The organism is Streptomyces kebangsaanensis (genome assembly GCF_001906585.1).
Taxonomy (GTDB): Bacteria; Actinomycetota; Actinomycetes; order Streptomycetales; family Streptomycetaceae; genus Streptomyces; species Streptomyces kebangsaanensis.
Genome location: NZ_JUJA01000088.1, coordinates 47,897 through 64,930 on the forward strand (window position 1 = coordinate 47,897; position 17,034 = coordinate 64,930).

Annotated in this window: 15 protein-coding genes; 7 read left to right on the forward strand and 8 right to left on the reverse strand. The window is 72.6% G+C overall.

The window, feature by feature from the left end:
- Nucleotides 1-117: 117 nt before the first annotated feature.
- The 8 genes from RH94_RS13235 to RH94_RS13270 all read right to left on the reverse strand — a co-directional run bounded on the left by RH94_RS13235 (nucleotide 118) and on the right by RH94_RS13270 (nucleotide 7,357).
- Nucleotides 118-927: an enoyl-CoA hydratase/isomerase family protein gene (locus tag RH94_RS13235; protein WP_407697308.1), complete on the reverse strand. Its 810-nt coding sequence runs from the start codon at nucleotides 925-927 to the stop codon at nucleotides 118-120.
- Nucleotides 928-932: 5 nt separating this feature from the next.
- Nucleotides 933-2,180, reverse strand: coding sequence for a cytochrome P450 (locus RH94_RS13240; RefSeq protein ID WP_234425736.1), 1,248 nt, complete (start codon nucleotides 2,178-2,180; stop codon nucleotides 933-935).
- A gap of 90 nt (nucleotides 2,181-2,270) precedes the next feature.
- The gene (locus tag RH94_RS13245; protein ID WP_073947800.1) at nucleotides 2,271-3,647 is read right to left on the reverse strand and encodes a cytochrome P450 family protein; all 1,377 of its coding nucleotides are present in this window, start codon (nucleotides 3,645-3,647) and stop codon (nucleotides 2,271-2,273) included.
- Nucleotides 3,648-3,659: 12 nt separating this feature from the next.
- Nucleotides 3,660-4,220 carry a GTP-binding protein gene (locus tag RH94_RS13250; protein WP_073947801.1) on the reverse strand — a complete coding sequence of 187 codons (561 nt, stop codon included), beginning with the start codon at nucleotides 4,218-4,220 and terminating at the stop codon, nucleotides 3,660-3,662.
- A 3-nt stretch (nucleotides 4,221-4,223) separates the two neighbouring features.
- On the reverse strand, nucleotides 4,224-4,607 hold the full coding sequence (locus tag RH94_RS13255; protein ID WP_073947802.1) for a DUF742 domain-containing protein: 384 nt from the start codon (nucleotides 4,605-4,607) through the stop codon (nucleotides 4,224-4,226).
- Nucleotides 4,604-5,449, reverse strand: coding sequence for a roadblock/LC7 domain-containing protein (locus tag RH94_RS13260; RefSeq protein WP_234425737.1), 846 nt, complete (start codon nucleotides 5,447-5,449; stop codon nucleotides 4,604-4,606). Before RH94_RS13260 ends, RH94_RS13255 begins: the two co-directional genes overlap by 4 nt.
- The gene (locus tag RH94_RS13265) at nucleotides 5,446-6,630 is read right to left on the reverse strand and encodes an ATP-binding protein (protein WP_073947804.1); all 1,185 of its coding nucleotides are present in this window, start codon (nucleotides 6,628-6,630) and stop codon (nucleotides 5,446-5,448) included. The genes RH94_RS13260 and RH94_RS13265 overlap by 4 nt, the downstream gene beginning before the upstream one ends.
- Before the next feature lie 490 nt (nucleotides 6,631-7,120).
- Nucleotides 7,121-7,357: a hypothetical protein gene (locus RH94_RS13270; RefSeq protein ID WP_073947805.1), complete on the reverse strand. Its 237-nt coding sequence runs from the start codon at nucleotides 7,355-7,357 to the stop codon at nucleotides 7,121-7,123.
- Between the two features lie 135 nt (nucleotides 7,358-7,492).
- Between RH94_RS13270 and bdeA the strand changes: the two genes are divergently transcribed.
- The 7 genes from bdeA to RH94_RS13305 all read left to right on the forward strand — a co-directional run.
- Nucleotides 7,493-8,437 (forward strand): bis(hydroxyethyl) terephthalate hydrolase, encoded by a 945-nt coding sequence (bdeA, locus tag RH94_RS13275; RefSeq protein ID WP_073947806.1) that lies wholly within the window; start codon nucleotides 7,493-7,495, stop codon nucleotides 8,435-8,437.
- A 218-nt stretch (nucleotides 8,438-8,655) separates the two neighbouring features.
- Nucleotides 8,656-11,595 carry a helix-turn-helix transcriptional regulator gene (locus tag RH94_RS13280; RefSeq protein WP_079189014.1) on the forward strand — a complete coding sequence of 980 codons (2,940 nt, stop codon included), beginning with the start codon at nucleotides 8,656-8,658 and terminating at the stop codon, nucleotides 11,593-11,595.
- A 139-nt stretch (nucleotides 11,596-11,734) separates the two neighbouring features.
- Nucleotides 11,735-13,003, forward strand: a complete 1,269-nt coding sequence (locus tag RH94_RS13285) for a PucR family transcriptional regulator (RefSeq protein ID WP_073947807.1) — start codon at nucleotides 11,735-11,737, stop codon at nucleotides 13,001-13,003.
- 497 nt (nucleotides 13,004-13,500) lie between these two features.
- A complete protein-coding gene (locus RH94_RS13290) occupies nucleotides 13,501-14,283 on the forward strand; it encodes an ABC transporter ATP-binding protein (RefSeq protein WP_073947808.1) in 783 nt (260 codons plus the stop codon).
- Nucleotides 14,280-15,083 (forward strand): ABC transporter ATP-binding protein, encoded by an 804-nt coding sequence (locus RH94_RS13295; RefSeq protein ID WP_073947809.1) that lies wholly within the window; start codon nucleotides 14,280-14,282, stop codon nucleotides 15,081-15,083. Before RH94_RS13290 ends, RH94_RS13295 begins: the two co-directional genes overlap by 4 nt.
- Entirely contained in the window at nucleotides 15,080-15,976 is an 897-nt protein-coding gene (locus tag RH94_RS13300; RefSeq protein ID WP_073947810.1) for a branched-chain amino acid ABC transporter permease, read from the forward strand. The genes RH94_RS13295 and RH94_RS13300 overlap by 4 nt, the downstream gene beginning before the upstream one ends.
- The coding region (locus tag RH94_RS13305; RefSeq protein ID WP_234425738.1) for a branched-chain amino acid ABC transporter permease at nucleotides 15,969-17,034 on the forward strand (1,066 nt) is incomplete at its 3' end. The genes RH94_RS13300 and RH94_RS13305, both read left to right, overlap by 8 nt.

Here is a 17,034-nt window from a genome sequence, read left to right on the forward strand (position 1 = left end):
GGGCTTCCCACGGGGGCCGACGGCCGTTCGGTGTCCGGGCCTTGGCGTGCTATCCGGACCGCGGCACCGCGCACTCGCGCCGGCCGTACGCGGAAACGGTCTCTCGCGCGTACGCCGTCACGGGCCGCTCACCGGGGCGGCGGAGTGCCGGCCCGCACGCTGTGGCCGGGGCCGGCCGAGCTGCGCGGTGAGCAGATGGGCGTCGAGCAGTGCCACGTCGGCGGTGCGGTCCGCCCGCGCGTAGCCGGCGAGCATGCGCTTGGTGAGCGTGAGCGCCTCGGGGGAACGCCGGACCAGCGGCCTGACCCAGGCGTCGACGGTCGCGTCCAGTTCGCCGGCAGGCGCCACCTTGTGCAGGAGACCGATCCGGTGAGCGGTGGCCGCGTCGAAGGGCTCGCCGGTCAGCATGAGTTCGCGGATCCTGGCGGCTCCGCTCTCGGCGACCAGGCGGCCCATGGCGCCTCCCCACGCGGGGGGTATGCCCAGTCCCACCTCCGGCATACGGAACCGGCAGGTGTCCGCCCCCGCGCGAAGGTCGCAGAAGGAGGCGAGTGCGAGGCCGGCGCCGACGACCCTGCCGTGCAGCCGGGCGACGGTCACCGCATGGGTGGTCTCCAGGGCGTCGCACACGCGGTACGCCTTGTCGACGATGCGGCGCGTGGCGGCCCCGGTCGGATCCTCGGCCAGCGCCGCCTGGTACTCGTCGCGGTCGGCGCCGAGGCAGAAGTCGTCACCCAGGGCCGACAGGACCAGCACCTGGATGTCGGGCCGTTCGTGGAGGCTGTTGAGCAGGGCGATGAGGTCGTCGAGGGCCGCGATGTTCAGCGTGCTGTCCTGACCCGAGGGGTTGAGCCGGACCCGCAGGACCGGTCCCTCCCGGTCGACGCGCAGCGCCTTGTACGGGAAGTCGGCGAAGTCGTTGGTCATGTCCATCATATGAGGGCGACATCCAGGTTCAGCGGGCGTCGGAAGGCCACGCGCGGCGCCCATGCCGGGCGGCGCACGAGAGTGAGGCCGGGGAACCGCCCGACCAGCTGGCGAAGGAGGGTCTGGGCCTCCAGCCGGGCGAGCGGCGCGCCGAGGCAGTAGTGGATGCCTCCGCTGAAGGCGAGATGCGCCGGTTTGCGGTGCAGGTTGAACAACTCGGGTTCCTCGTGTCTGGCGGGGTCGCGATGGGCCGCCCCCACCATGAGATGGACCATTTCGTCCTTGCGTATCTCGACGCCACCCAGGGCGCAGTCCTGGGAGGCGACGCGGCTGATCACGTGGGTCGGCGGGTCGTAGCGCAACGACTCCTCGACGGCGGCGGGCACCAGGTCGGGGTGGACGGTGAGCCAGTCCCACTGCCGGGGGTGCTCCAGGAGCAGCAGCGTCATGGTCGACAGCAGCGTGGACGTGGTCTCCAGGGCCGCCAGCAGCACGAACAGGGCGAGGAAGTAGACGGCTTCGTCCGCCTTGTCCTGATCGCTCTCCAAGGCGTCCCAGGTGGCGATCCAGCGCGACACCGGGTCCTCGCCCGGGTGGGCGCGCCGGTGCCGTACCAACTCCATGAAGTAGGCACGCAGCTCCGCCGTGGCCGCGTCGGACGTGGCCAGCTGACTGGCGGAGGGCAGCAACTCCTGGGTGAAGACCTGGTCGTGGGTCAGCTCCCGCAGCCGGGGGAAGTCCGCGGTCGGCAGGCCGAGCCAGTACCCGATGGTGGCGATCGGCAGCTCCTCGCTCACCAGGGCGTTGAAGTCGGCCTCGCGGTCGCGCAGCCGCTCGCCGAGGGTGTCGAGGAGCCTGGTCGTGGTGCGGCCGACCGTTCCGCTGATCTCCTGCAGGGAGGTGCGGTCGAACATGCCCGCCGACCGGCGCACCCAGGTGTGCTCGGGCGGGTTGAGCGCGGGCAGTGTCCGGCTCATCTCACGCGAGGACGGTGCCGTCCAGCGTGTGCCGTCTCCCTGCTGCTCCCGCCACCGTGCGTCGGGTTCCAGCCAGTCACGGTTGCGCAGGACCCGGTCGCACAGATCGAATCCGGTGACCAGGTGCCCTCCCCAGGGCGCTGCGACGACCGGGCCCCTCGCTCTCAGCTCCGCGTAGATCGGAAAGGGATTGGCCTGGCCCTTCGCTGTTCGCAGACGCGAGAAGAGCGAAACGGCGAAACGTCTGTCGGGTGGCGGCGATACCGCAGTCTCCACGACGGCTCCTTCCTGAGTATCAGCCGCCATGCCTACCCTGACGATGATCGGAACATACGAGATGACTATGCCTCTGGATAGTTGACTACGTCACTCTCCTCGGGTCCATGCCAGAAATCGGCTGAAGAGTCCTGCCTTGGGCCTGGTCGCGGGCATCGCCGCAGGCCTCGGCACGGACGCCGGGGCGAGAGGGGCGGAGGGCACGGTCGCCTCCGGCGTCCGGGGCTGCGGCTGTGTCTGCGGGGGCACCGGAGCCACCGCACGGGGCGTGAACCGGACCGGGAGGGTCACCAGGGAGCGGCTCCACGGAGCCGGAACCCAGTTCAAGTCCTTGAACGGCACGCGCACTTCGACGTCCGGCAACCGGTTGAGCAGCGACTCGACGGCGGTGACGGCGATCATGAACGCGGCGTCCCTGGCGGGACAGGCGTGCGGGCCGGCCCCGAAGGCCAGATGGGCCTTGGCGCTGAGCTGCTCGCGGTGTTCGGCCAGCCGGGGATCGGTGTTGGCCGCCGCGAAGGAGATCAGCACCGGGTCGTTCGCCTTGAGCGTCCTGTTCCCCAACTCCACGTCGTGGGTGGGGTAGTGGGCCGCGTAGTTGGCGATCGGCGCGTAGTTCCACAGGACCCGGGTGACCGCGTCCTCGACCGGCAGCCCGGACTCCCAGTCCTCGTCCAGGATCAGGGCGCTGCTGGTGCCGATGGCCGCCGACAGGGGCGCGGTGCCTCCGGAGAGCAGCGTCACGAGCTGGTGCAGCACCTCCTCGTCGGTCAGCTGCGCGGAGTGCTCCATCAGACGGGTCGTCAGGTCCTGCCCCGGACGGCGCCGTTTGAGGGCGATCAGCTCGGCGAGCGCACCGCCCAGCACCTGGTCGGCGTCGGGGGTGCCGTCGAAGATGCCGCTGATCCCCACGATGACGCGGTCGCCGATCTCGGGCGGACACCCGAACAGGTCGCTGAAGACCAGCAGCGGCAGAGGGTGGGCGTAGTCGGCCATCAACTCCGCCTGGCCGAGGCGGTCCGTGCTGAACCGGCTGATCAGGTAGTCGGCGGACTGCTGGGTCTGCCGCACCAGCTGAAGCTCGTTGACGCCGGCCAGACTGTCGGTGACCGCCTGGCGCAGCCGGGCGTGCGCCGCGCCGTCGCTGAACAGCGCGTTGGGCCGGTAGCCCATCATCGGCAGGGCCGGACTGTCCTCGGGGACGCGTCCTTCGTTCAGCGCGTTCCAGCGCCGCGAGTCCCTGACGAACGAAGCGGGGTTCTGCAGGATGTACAGGGCGGCGTCGTAGCTGGTGACCAGCTCGACCTGCACCCCGGGGGCGATGTCGGCCGGCGCGCTCGGGCCCAGGGCGCGCAGGTGTTCGTAGTGGCCGTCGGGGTCGGAGCCGAACCGAGGGCCGTAGAGCTGGACGTTTCCGTGCGCGGGGCAGCCGGGTGGTGGCCCCTGTATGCCGGGACTCTGCTGCATGTGGGGTGGCTCCTAGTCGATGAGGGACAGAAGGTGGTTCACGAGGGTGATGAGAGCCTGCGCCGCCGAGCGCTGGTCCCGTACGTCGCAGGTGACGACGGGCGTCTCCGCCGACAGGTTCAGCGCCTCGCGCACCTCCGAGAGCGGGTAGGTGGTGGTGCCGTCGAAGTGGTTGACGCCGATGGCGTACGTCAGGCCGAACCGCTCGACCAGGTCCAGGACGGGGAAGGAGTCGGACAGCCGTTCGGGGTCGACGAGGACCAGGGCGCCCAGCGCGCCCCGGGACAGCTCCTCCCACATCTCCTTGAAACGTTCCTGCCCGGGCGTGCCGAAGAGATAGAGCACCACTTCGTCGCTGATGGTCAGCCGGCCGAAGTCCATCGCCACCGTCGTGGTGGTCTTGTCCGGAGTTCCAGAAAGATCATCAAATCCTATGCTGGCTTCGGTGATTTCCTCTTCGGTGCGCAGCGGCTCGATCTCGGAGATGCTTCCGATGCACGTGGTCTTCCCGACCCCGAAGTGCCCCACCACAAGGATCTTCACCGCGGTGGAGACGCCTGAATCCAGGTACACGAATCACGCTCCGAATCGGGCTTTGAGGCCGTCGAGCACCGCGTTGAGGAGTTCTCGATCGGCACGTTCGGCACGGGGAACAGGCTTCCTCGTGATGACGAGACCGCTCTCCTCCAGCTCCGCCAGGAGAATCCGGACGATCCCCAGGGGCAGGTGCGTATGAGCGGCCACTTCGGCGACGGACAGGAAGCCGTCCATGACCAGGTCCAGAACCAGGCGGGCCTCGGGGGAAAGCGTGCGAGCGGCGGCGGAGGCGCCCTCGTGCGCGGACACGAGGGTGGTGCGCTCGTACACGTGCTCCGGGGGCAGGGAACGCCCGTTCGTGATCACGAAGAGTGGCACTAAGGGAGAGGTCAGCTCCAGGTCGTGGTCCGGTTCGTCCCTCACTTGCTGCTCACCATCCCGCGGGGTGCCAGGTATGCGTCCAGGCGGGGTACCACCTGATGCAGACGGGTCGTGAACTCCTCGATGTCCGCGTCGTGTTCGGCCGCCGCGGCGAGGAAGGCGCCGCGGCCCGCCGAGATCAGGAAGATCCAGCCGTGCTGGAACTCGATCACGGTCTGCCTCCACTGCGTGCCCTCGTGCGCGCCGGCGAACTGCGACGTGGCGCGGCTGTAGGCGTGGATCCCCGTCATCGCCGCCGAGATCGTGTCCGCCAGGTCCTGGTTCATCCCCGTGGTCGCGCCGCGGGGCAGCCCGTCGGCGCCCAGCAGCACGGCGTGACGGGCGCCCTGCACCTCGGCGACCGCCTCGTCGAGGTCGGTGATGGCGACCCCGGCCCTGCCGGCGGCCTCCTGCCGGTCCTCGCCGCGCTCAGGCCGCTCGGCCGGGTCCTGGGCGTCCACTCTGGGCAGCGAGGTGAGGTTGTTGCCGAGCCTGGCGACGAGCCGGTGCATGCAGAAGGAGATCTGCTGCATGTCGACATCGGGCTCCGCGGCCGCGGCCAGGTACGCCCCCTGCCCCGCGCCGATCAGGAAGATCCAGCCGTGCGAGAACTCGATGATCGTCTGGTTCCACTGCCTGTCTTCTCCCGGCCCCGCGAAGTGGGAGGTCGCCCGGCTGAGCGACTGCATCCCCGCCATGGCGGCGGAGATGGTTCTCACGTCCTTCCGGGACATGCCGTCGGTCGCTCCGCGGGGGAGGCCGTCCGCGGACAGCAGGACGGCGTGCCGCGCCTTCGGCACGTTGTCCACGATGTCGTCGAGCATCCACGACAGGTCTGTGCTCATGCGTCATCGGACCCTTCGAACGGTGCCGGGGCGAGATTCCGGCCCGAGAGCGTGCCGCGCTGGAAGGCTCCCAGGCTGCGGCCGGCGGCGCGGCCGGCCTCTTCCGGTGCCGCGACGGGCGGGGCCGCCGTGTCGTCCCGGTCGGGAACGCTCGCGATGGGCACCTGGCGCGCTCCTCGCCGGGGCAGACCGTGCGCGGTACGCGCGGCGGACTCCGGGCGGGCCGGGGTGCCGTGGATGCTGCTGAGCTGGGGCGCCTCGGCCGGTGCGGTCTCTTCCTCGGTCCACAGCTCCTCGGGCAGCAACACGACCGCGCGAACACCTCCGTAACGGGATATGCCGGTGACGTCCACACGGAAGCCGTACTGCTGTGCCAGCAGACCGATGACGGGGAAACCGAACTTCGGCTGGTTGCCCAGCTGCGACAGACGGGAGCGGTGGTCACCGGAGAGCAGCGCGGACGCCTTCTGCCGGTCCTCGTCGCCCATGCCGACGCCGGCGTCGTCGATCACGATGCACAGGTTCTTCTGCACCCGCTGGAAAGTCACCTCGATCGGCGACCCCTGCTGAGAAAAGCTGGCAGCATTGTCAAGAAGCTCGGCCACGGCAAGCGCAACAGGAGAAACGGCGGACGCCTTCAGTGCGAAACCGGTCTGCTGCATGATTTCGACACGCCGGAAATTGCGAATCTGTCCCTGCGCGCTGCGCACTACGTCATAAACGCTCGCGGCTTTGCTGCGGCGGCCCAGCGGCGCACCACACATCACCGCAATGCCCTGTGCCTTGCGCGCCATTTGTGCATTGGCGTGGTTGACTTCCAGCAGATCGCCCAGGACTGCGTGACCGCCGTATTTGCGCTGGATTTCCTCGAGAAGCGCCAACTGCTCCGCGGCGAGGCTCTGCAAAAAGCGCGCGGAGCCCTTGAGGACGGCTTTGGTGCTTTCCTCCGCCGCCTCCTCGGCTTCCCGGATGGTCTCGGCATGCTGGGCCTTGTGCTGTTGCAACTCGGCCCATACAGTAGCAAGTTGTCCCTCGGTCTCACTGAGCTTCTGTGTCATGGTGGCCTCGACCTGGCTCTTTTTCGCCGCTATGGCCTTGTTGCGGCGATTGAGCACCAGGGCCGCTGCAACGGAGACCGCCACCGCTGCAACCAGGCACCAAACAAGTGCGTCTTGATTCATGGAAACCTTTCCTGGCGTGTTGCCTGCAGCCGTCGGCGGATGTACCTCACGGGATTCCGTGGCACAACCGCTCAGAACGACTCGACCGCCGTTGCGCCGAGCGCGGGCCGACCTCAATGCAGCGCCTGGCCGAGTGGGCCAAAGTCACAGACGGGGGGATGCTATCACCCACATAGGGGACCCTTCGCAACCGCGAGAGACCGCACTCGGCCGACTCCGCAATCCGATCGCTGATTGCGCGGCATACGCCACTTATATGGTCAAGCCGTCTCCGAGGGAGAGGTGGCCATTGCCTCCGGGTGCACCGAACCCTCACAGTCGAGGACTGCTTTTTCACAGCCGGGCGGACGGAGCCCGGCCTGCCGTCCGGACGTCGTGCGCCCGCCCGGGACCGTGACGTCGTCTCCGCCGGCGCGCCGCCGGCCGGACAACGGCTTTCGAGGCTCGGCCGAGTGGTGAGGCCGGCGGGTCTGCAAGCCGCGGTCGGCCATCAGCCGGCCGTAGGCCGCACACACGGCCCCGGGAACAGGACGGCGGTGGTCGAGCCGACGGACCGGTCGGCGTCGATGACCGGCGGCGTCCCCGGGCCGACGGGCCGGACCGTGCACGGTGCGTGCCCTCGCGCTGCCCTGCGATCGCCCGCGGCCCGGCCGGTGAGCACCTCGTTCTCGTAGCCCACGACCCGACCCGCGCGGCGCACGAGACCGGTGAACTTGCCGGTCCGCACCGGTCCCTTCCTCTCCGACAGTGGCACCGCCAGCCCATCGGCGACGCCTCCGGCCGGTGCGTGGACACAACCCCTGCCGTGTCCCCGCGCACCGGCCGGACCGGCGGCTCGCCGCGACAGAGAGGACCACTCGTCGTGCAGCAGCACCCCCCCACCCGCACCGCCGGCTCGACCGCGAACCCGCTGCCGCTCCGTGCCGGACGGAGCAGGACCCGCCGGATCGCCGGACTGGCCGCGACCGTCGCCGCCGTCGTCGGCCTCACCACCCTCACCGGCCCCGGCGTCCACGCCGCGGACAACCCCTACCAGCGCGGCCCGGCGCCGACCGACTCCAGCATCGAGGCACTGCGCGGCCCGTACGCCGTCTCGGAGATCTCCGTCTCCTCGCTCTCCGTCACGGGCTTCGGCGGCGGCACCATCTACTACCCGACGAGTACCGCCGACGGCACCTTCGGCGCGATCGCCGTCTCGCCCGGCTACACCGCCTACCAGTCCTCCATCGCCTGGCTGGGCCCGCGCCTGGCCTCCCAGGGCTTCGTCGTCTTCACCATCGACACGAACACCACCCTCGACCAGCCCGCCTCCCGCGGCGACCAGCTGCTCGCCGCACTCGACTACCTCACCGGCCGCAGCGCGGTCCGCAGCCGCATCGACAGCAGCCGGCTCGGCGTCATGGGCCACTCGATGGGCGGTGGCGGCACCCTCGAAGCCGCCAAGAAGCGCTCCTCGCTCCGGGCCGCGGTCCCGCTGACGCCCTGGAACCTCGACAAGACCTGGCCCGAGGTCAGGACACCCACCCTGGTCTTCGGGGCCGACGGCGACACGGTCGCCCCGGTCGCCACCCACGCCAAGCCCTTGTACAACGGCCTGCCGTCCTCACTGGACCGGGCCTACCTGGAGCTGAACAACGCCACCCACTTCACGCCCAACTCGTCCAACACGACGATCGCGAAGTACAGCATTTCGTGGCTGAAGCGGTTCATCGACAAAGACACCCGTTACGAGCAGTTCCTGTGCCCGCTGCCACGGCCGAGCCTGACGATCGAGGAGTCCCGGGGCAACTGCCCGCACACCTCCTGACGCACTGCTGGACCCCGACCCGGTGGCGGCCCGCGCACGGCGCGGGCCGCCACCGGTGCTGTGCGGGTGCACCGCCGCGGGTCACCGGGCCTGGGCCGCGGCACACTCCGCTTCCTCCCTGCGGATGCACAACCCGCTGGTGGAGCGGCGGATGAGCCGGCTTCGAGGCGCGGACGGACGCCTTCCGTCGTCCATTACGCGTGAGTAACGTCGCGGAGATGACCAGACAGAGGCTCCCGGGACCCGCTTCGCTCCGGTATCACGCGGGACCGGAGCGGCAGGAGGTCGCCGAACTGCTGGACACACTGCACGCCGGCGGCGGCGTCCGTGTCGTGACCGGTGAACCCGGTTGCGGCCGCACGGCCTTCCTCGACTTCGTCTCCCGTTGCCCGCGCGCCGGAGCCGTGTGGTACGTCCGGGCCGACCCGGCCCGCTCCGCCCGGCCCCACAGCGGGCTGCGCACCCTGCTCCACGCCGCCGGCCGTTCCGTGGACCTTCCCGGTGACGGGACCGCGGCGAAGGCGCTCCTCGCCGCCGTGGACGCGAAGGCCGCCGAAACACCCCTTCTGGTGTGCGTCGACGACGTGCACCTGTGGGACAGCGCCTCGCGCGCCGCGCTGGGGTACGTGGCCGCACGGGTGCACTCGGAGGGCGGCCGGGCGGGCCTGCTCCTCACCGTGCCCGGACACCGGCCCGTCGACCGCGAGTGGGCAGGACTGCCCGTGCTGCGCCTCGGCCCGCTCCAACCGGGGGACGCGGCGGCCCTGCTGCACGATGTGACGGACGGTGCCGTCGAACCGGCCGTCTGCGACGAGCTGGTGACGGAGGCGCAGGGCAACCCCGCCCTGCTGCTGGCCCTGACCCGTCGTCTGTCGCCCGCCCAGCTCCGCGGCCACCGCGCGCTTCCCCACCCCTTGGCCGACGCCGAGGCGCTGACCGCCGTCGCGGGGCGGTGCCTGACCGGTCTGCCGCCGGACCGGACCGGCCTGCTGCTGGCGGTCGCGGCCGCCCTGCGGGCCACCGGTGAGCCGGACGCGGAGGCGGAGCTCGTACGACGGGCAGTGGACAGCTGTGCCGGGTGGTCCGCGGGCGTACCCGCCCCGGAGGCGTGGCGTGCCACGACGTCGGCCGACGCGCCGTTGTGCACAGGGCGGTGGCCCGAGACGCTCCTCCTGGCCGAGGGCCGGCTCCGGTTCCGCAGTGCGCTGCTCGGCAGGGCGGTGTACGCCGGTGCGCCGCCCGAGCACCGCCGCGCCGCGCACCGGGCCCTGGCCGGAGTACTCTCCGACGCGCACACGGTCCCCGCGCTGCTGCACCGCTCGTGGACCGTCACGGGCCCCGCTCCCGTCCTCGCGGCCGAACTGGCGGCCGCGGCGGCCGACCCGGCGTCCGCGACGCCACCCGGCCTGCGCCGCACGGCCCGAGTGCGGGCCGCCGAACTGACGCCGGACGGCGCGGAGCGTGTGCACCGGTACACGGCCGCCGCGGGGCAGGCCCTGCTCGCGGGGCACTCGTCCGAGGCCCTGCGTCTGCTCGACGCCGCGGGGAGCGGCCCGGCACCCGCGGCGGTCCGTGGCCGTGCCGAACTGCTGCGGGGCGGGGTGCTGCTGACGGACGGTCCGGTGGACGACGCCCGCGAGTCCTTCCTGCTCGCCGCCAGTCTCCTGGCGGATCGCAGCCCGGAGGAGGCCGCCGTCGCCGGCCTCGGCGCGGCGGACGCGGCGTGGGCCGCCGGTGACCTGACGGCCTGCCTCACGGCACTCGGACACGGCACCCCCGCCGCTGACGAAGGCACTGGCGGTCCCGCAGCCGACGGGACCGCCGCGGCAGCGACCGGCACCGCCGTCGACGGCACCAGCGCCGTCCTGGGCACTGCCCGCAGCAGCAGTGCGGCACTGCCCCGTCCCGAGCACCCCGCACTGCTCCGCGACTACCGCGACGGCATGCGCGCAGTCCTCCTGGGACGCTTCGGCCTCGCCGCCGATCCACTGAAACGCGTGGTCGAGCGGGGCCGGCCCGCCTCCGGGCCCGAACGGCTGCTGCGTTCGGCCGCCGCGGCCCTGATGCTCGGCGACGTGACCGCCGCCCGCCGGGCCGGGGCACGGGCGCTTGCGGCGGCCCGGACCCTCGGGTCCGCCGCCCTCGAAGCGAGGGCACTGGAGTACCTGGCCTACGCCGAACTGCGCGCCGGCCGGCACCAGCTCGCCCGCACCCACGCCGAGCAGGGGCTGCGCACCGCGCGGCGGACCGGACAGCGCAACACCGCGGCCCACCACCACGCGGTCCTGGCCCTCGCGGCGTCGATCGAGGGAGAGAGGGAACACGTTGCCGAGCAGGTGACGGCGGCGCTCTCCACGGCCCGGCGGCACGGACTGGCCCAGGCCGCCACGCTCGCCCAATGGGCGGCGGCCCGTGCCGACCTGGGCGCCGGCCGCCCCCGCGAAGCCGCCGACCGGCTCGGTCCGCTGGTACTGCCCGGTGCGCGGCGCGGGCACTTCGCGGTGTGGATGCTCGCCGTTCCCTGCTTCGTGGAGGCCGCGGCACTCGCCGGCCGACCCGAGCACGCCCGCACGGTGGTTCAGGACTTCGCCCTCTGGGCGGCCTGTGGCGCCGACCCGCAGGCCCCCGCCCAGCTCCTGCGCTGCCGCGCCCTGCTGGCAGCACCGGAGGCGGCGGGCGAGCTGTACCGGCGTGCCCTGGACCGGCATGAGGAGACGGCCGGTGATTTCGAGCGGGCCCGCACCGGACTGCTGTACGGCAAGTGGCTGAGACGCCGACGCCGGCTGCGCGAGGCACGGGTGCGTCTGGGGGAGGCGCTGGTGGGCTTCGAGCGCTGCGGCGCGCATCCGTGGGTGCAGCAGGCAGCCGCGGAACTGCGCGCCAACGGAGCGGCCCCGGGCGGGGCGGGGACCGGGGAGCCGTCCCGGCACGGAGCGGGGGAGCTGTCCAGGCTGACCCCGCAGCAACTGCGTATCGCACGGTGTGTGGCCGAGGGCGCCACCAACCGGGAGGTGGCGCTCAGCCTGTCCGTCAGCACGCGCACGGTCGACTATCACTTGCGGAACGTCTTCGCCACGCTCGGTGTCCGCTCACGGGTCGAACTGGTGCGACTGGTCGAACAGGCGGTGCGGGCGGAAAAGACCGGTGCACAGCTCTAGGGACCGACCGGACGGTATGCCATCCTTCGGGCAGGACGATCAGGTGGCGGCCGGCCCACGGGTTCCGCGGCCGGCCGGGCGCCGGTACGGGGATCGCCGCGCGGGCGCCGCCGGAAGCCGACCCTGGGGGAGATGCGTCATGCAACATGCCGCACGGCCACGTACTCTGCTTCGCCACGGACCCGTGCCCGCGCCGCGGACCCGGGCACGGCGCGTGCGGTCGCTGATCGACGCCGACGCGCTGCGCGTGCTGCACGGTGCCGCCCGCGTACTGCTGGACGACCTGCCCCGGCTCACCGACCGCCTGCTCGCCCTGCTGCAGGAGCAGGAGCCCGCGTACCGGGCGGCGGTGGAGGAGGACGCCACCGGCGTCTGGCAGGAAGCGCACCGCTCGCTGCGGTACAGCGTCACCTCTCTGCTGGACCCGTGCGGCACCCGGGACGCGGCACGCCGCTGCTCCTGGAGGATCGGTGCCACGCGTGCCGAGCAGGGGCTGCCGCTGGACGCGCTGCTTCACGCCTTCCGGCTGGGCGGCTCACTGGTGTGGCAGAGCCTCGTCGACGAGACCTCCCGGTCGGCCCCCGAGGACGTACGGCTGCTGGTGCACGTGGCGTCCGACGTGTGGGAATTCGTCGACGAGCACTGCACCCTCGTGGCCGACGGCTACCGGCACACCGAGCGGCACCTCGCCTGGCGGCGGGAGAACCGCGTGCGGTTGCTGGCCGGGACACTGCTGGACGGCACCAGTCGCATCGCCGACCTGCCCGAGGCGGCCCTGGCACTCAACCTGCCGGAGCACGGCCGGTACCTGGTCGTCGCGGTCGGCGGCGCTCGGCTCACGGCATGCCCGCGTGCCCGAGCGGCCCTCGTCCCCGGTGCACGCGTGCACTGGCACACGGGCGTGGACGCGCACTACGGCATCGTCCTGGTCGAGGACGGCGCGGAGCCGGTGGTGCCGGACGAGCAGGCACCGGGGACACGGGTGGGCGTCGGCAGCGCCGTGCGGGGACTGGCCGCCGTGGGGGAGGCGCGCAGACTGGCGGACACCGCGCTGAGCCTGTGCCCGGAGACCGGCGGCACGGTCCGTCTGCCCGAACACCTGCCCGCGGCGCTGGTGGTGTCGTCCCCCGGACTCGGCGCCGCGCTCGCCGACCGGGTGTTCGGTCCGCTGGCGGACCTCGAACCCGCCGACGCGGAGGTCCTGCTGGACACCCTGGCCACCTGGCTGGCCTGCGACGGCTCGGCTCAGCGGGCGAGCCGACGGCTGTACTGCCACCGCAACACCGTCCTCAACCGTCTGCGCCGTTACGAGCAACTGACCGGGTGCTCCCTCTCCCGCCCCTCCGACCTGGTCGAGGTGACCCTCGCCCTGACCGCCCGCACACTGCTCCCACGCCCCCCGCGCTGACCGGACCGGGCCACCCGGCCGCACGCGCGGACCGACCCCGTACGCGCGGGTGGTGACCCCGCGGGGGAGCCTGAGGGACGTCTGCGGGGGCGGGCCGGCCGCGGTGCCTCGGCCGCGCGTGCCGCCGCTCGGCGTCGTCCGGCCGGCCCCCTGGGTGCCGCTCGGCGTCGTCCGGCCGGTCCCGGGGCGCACCGCGGTGTGCCTCCGTCCTCGAGGGCCTCCGGGAGCGTCGGCCCACACGGCCGGAACGCGCTGTGCGGCCAGGCGTGTTGTACGGCCCGACGCGGTGCGGTGGGCAACCGGCCGGAGACGGGCTCCCGCCCGGAGCGTCGGCCCGCCACCCGCCTGGGCATCCGCACAACTCCCGCCCACCCCCGTTGGGACAGCGCAGCGACCCCGGCCGGAAGGCCTGTACCGCCCACTCGCGCCCGTGCTGTTGTGAGCCTCCCATCCCCCGAAGCCGTTGCCGCCCCGCGGCACGGCCCCGAGGAGCCGTGATGCCCGCAGCACCACCGGAGGACCGGCCCGCGCTGCACGTCGAGAAGGGCGACGTGACGTACGGGCGCGCCCTGTCCGCGCTCCGCTCCGTGTCCCTGACCGTGCCGCACGGCGGTGTCGTGACGCTGCTCGGCGCCAACGGTGCCGGCAAGACGACCCTGCTGAGGGCCGTGTCCGGCACACTGCGCCTGCACCGTGGCGCGATCACGGGCGGCCGTATCCGCTACGGCGACACGGTGCTCGACGGCAAGGACCCGGTGGCGGCGGTACGCGCCGGAGTCGTTCAGGTCCCCGAGGGCCGGCGGGTGTTCGCCGGGCTCTCGGTCGACGAGAACCTGCGCAGCGGCGGACTCGGGCTCGGCCGGCGCGGCCGGGCACAGGTCCAGGAGGCCCGTGCCCGTGTGTTCGCGCTCTTCCCCCGGCTCGCGGAGCGCACCCACCAGGCCGCCGGCCTGCTGTCCGGGGGCGAGCAGCAGATGCTCGCCATCGGCCGCGCCCTGATGGCAGCCCCCCGTCTGCTCCTCCTCGACGAGCCCTCACTCGGCCTGGCCCCGCAGATGGTGCACCGGATCGCCGAGGTGATCCGTGAGATCAACGCCCAGGGCACCGCCGTGCTGCTGGTCGAGCAGAACGCGGGCATGGCGCTCTCCCTCGCCGACCACGCCCATGTCCTGGAGGTCGGCGAGACCCGCCTGTCCGGCCCCGCCGGCGAACTCGCCCGCACCGACGCCGTGCGCCGCCTCTACCTGGGCGAGGCGGCCGAGGACCAGGGGGCCGCGTGAACGACCGCACCCCGGCCGTACCGCCCGTGCTCGACGTACGGGACGTGACCGTGCGCTTCGCCGGACTCACCGCACTCGACGGGGTCTCCCTCACCGTCACGCCCGGCTCGGTGCACGCGCTCATCGGACCCAACGGCGCCGGCAAGTCGACCTGCTTCAACGTGCTGTCCGGCCTGTGCCGCCCGGCCGCCGGCTCGGTGACGCTCGGCGGCACCGAACTGACCCGGCTCGCCCCGCACCGCATCGCCGCGCTCGGCGTGGCCCGTACCTTCCAGAACATCGTCACCACCCGTGGCACCGTCGCCGACAACCTGATGCTCGGCCGCCACGCCCTGTCCCGTGCCGGCTTCGCCGCGAGCGCGCTGCGCCTGCCGCGAGCCGTGCGGGAGCAGCGCGAGCACCTCGACCGGGTGCGCGAGATCGCCGGACTCACCGGCCTCGGCCGGCACCTCGGCAGTCCGGTGGCGCTGCTGTCGTACGGCGACCGCAAACGCGTGGAACTCGCCCGCGCCCTCTGTCTGGAGCCACGTGTGCTGCTTCTCGACGAACCCGTGGCCGGCATGAACGCCGCCGAACGGGCCCGCACGGCCGGGGTCATAGGCGATCTGCGAGCCGAACTCGGGCTGTCCATCGTCCTCGTGGAGCACGACATGGGCCTGGTCATGCGCCTCGCCGACGACGTCACCGTGCTCGACTTCGGCCGGCCCCTCGCCCACGGCACCCCGGACGAGGTCCGCCAGGACCCCGAGGTGCTGCGCGCCTACCTCGGCGCCGACGCACAGGCGGAGGACGCCGCATGACCGGGTTCCTCGACGACCTCCTCGGCGGACTCGCCCTCGGCTCGGTCTACGCGCTGATCGCCCTCGGCTTCGTCGTCATCTTCAAGGCCTCGGGCGTCCTCAACTTCGCCCACGGCTCACTTCTCCTGTTCGGCGGGTACCTCACCGCCGTCCTCCACGACGACCTCGGCTTCGCCGGTGCCCTGGCGTCGGCGGTCCTCGCGACCGCCGCCCTCGCGGGCGTTCTCGACCGGTTCCTGCTGCAGCGCGGCGGCCGGAACGCCCACTCCGCCCACGTGCAGACCATCATCACCATCGGCATCGACATCGTCCTGCTGACCGACCTGGCCCGGCGCATCGGCGGCGACCTGCTGTCGCTGGGCGACCCGTGGGGCGACTCGGTGACCGCACTCGGACCGGTGACCGTCGCCGACAGCCGGCTCGCCGCGGTCCTGGTGTCCGCCGTGGTCATCGGCGCGGTGTTCGCGCTCTTCCGGTTCACCGCCTGGGGGCTGTCCCTGCGGGCGGCGGCGGAGGACCTGGAGGCCGCCGCCCTCATGGGCGTACGGCTCAGCCGGGTGCGCGCGGGCGCCTGGTGCCTGGCGGGCGCGCTCGCCGCACTGGCCGCGGTGTTCCTCGCCGCGTTCCCGGCGCCGGGCCTGGAGCGCACCACCGGCCAGATCGCGCTCAACGCGTTCCCGGCCGCGATCCTCGGCGGGCTGGCCTCCCCGGCCGGCGCCCTCGCGGGCAGCCTGCTCATCGGCCTGACCGAGGCGCTCGTCGTCGGACACCAGACCGACCTGCACCTGCTCGGCGAGGGGTTCGGCGACGTCGCCCCGTACGCCGTGATGCTGCTGGTGCTCCTGATACGGCCCAACGGGCTGTTCGGCGCGAAGGGAGCGGCCCGTGTCTGACCGTTTCCTCGACGGCCTGACGAGCCGCCGGGCAGGGATCGCGCTGCTTGCCGTCGCGCTGTGCCTTCCGCCGTTCTACCTGGACGCCTTCTGGCTGCGGATCGGCCTGTTCTCCATGGCCGCGGCCATCGGCGCCGTCGGACTCGCCCTGCTCACCGGCACCGCGGGCCAGCTCTCGCTCGGACACGCCTTCTTCCTCGCCGTCGGCGCCTACGGCTACGTATGGCTGGCGGGGGAGCCCGGACCGGGGCTGCCACCGGCCCTCGCCGCACTCCTCGCCGTCCTGCTCGCCGGAGCGGCGGGCGGGCTGTTCAGCCCCGTCGCGGGCCGGGTGCGCGGCATCTACCTGGGCATCGCCACCCTCGCGCTGGTCTTCCTCGGCCACCATGTGCTGCTGACCGCGGACTCCGTCACCGGCGGCTTCAACGGCCGTTCCGTTCCCCCGCTCACGCTCGGCGGGTTCACCTTCGGGGCCGGCGACCCCGAACTGACCGTGCTCGGCGTGCCGTTCGGCGCCGAGGAACGGCTGTGGTTCCTGGGCCTGGCACTGTTCGCGTTCACCTGGTTCACCGCCCGCGGCCTGCTGCGCGGGCGCCCCGGCCGGGCCCTGGCCGCCCTGCGCGACAGCGAGACCGCGGCCGCGGTGATGGGCGTCGACGTGGCCCGGCACCGCTCGGCGGCCTTCGTGGTGTCGTCCCTGTACGCGGGTCTGGCAGGCGTTCTCCTGGCACTCGTCTTCCGCCGCGTCGTCCCGGACTACTTCTCCCTCGCCCTCTCCGTCGACTACCTCGCCATGATCGTCATCGGCGGTCTGGGCTCGGTCGCCGGAGCCACCGCGGGCGCCGTCTTCGTCACCGCGCTCCCTCTGCTGATGACCCGCTACGCCGACCGGCTCCCGCTGGTGACCGCCCCCGGTTCGGCCGAGGGATTCGCGGGTCCCACCGAGGCCGCCCGCTACCTCTACGGCGCCGTGATCGTCCTGGTCCTGCTGTACGCGCCCGACGGTCTGCACGGCGTCGCCCACCGCGCCCGGGACCGCGTACGGCTCCGCCGCCCCC

Bases quoted from the DNA above. Each gene is read 5' to 3' on its own strand.
- RH94_RS13235 (WP_407697308.1), bottom strand. From the start codon at position 927: ATGACCAACGACTTCGCCGACTTCCCGTACAAGGCGCTGCGCGTCGAC.
- RH94_RS13300 (WP_073947810.1), top strand. From the start codon at position 15,080: ATGACCGGGTTCCTCGACGACCTCCTCGGCGGACTCGCCCTCGGCTCG.
- RH94_RS13245 (WP_073947800.1), bottom strand. From the start codon at position 3,647: ATGCAGCAGAGTCCCGGCATACAGGGGCCACCACCCGGCTGCCCCGCG.
- RH94_RS13290 (WP_073947808.1), top strand. From the start codon at position 13,501: ATGCCCGCAGCACCACCGGAGGACCGGCCCGCGCTGCACGTCGAGAAG.
- RH94_RS13265 (WP_073947804.1), bottom strand. From the start codon at position 6,630: ATGAATCAAGACGCACTTGTTTGGTGCCTGGTTGCAGCGGTGGCGGTC.
- RH94_RS13285 (WP_073947807.1), top strand. From the start codon at position 11,735: ATGCAACATGCCGCACGGCCACGTACTCTGCTTCGCCACGGACCCGTG.
- RH94_RS13280 (WP_079189014.1), top strand. From the start codon at position 8,656: ATGACCAGACAGAGGCTCCCGGGACCCGCTTCGCTCCGGTATCACGCG.
- RH94_RS13260 (WP_234425737.1), bottom strand. From the start codon at position 5,449: ATGAGCACAGACCTGTCGTGGATGCTCGACGACATCGTGGACAACGTG.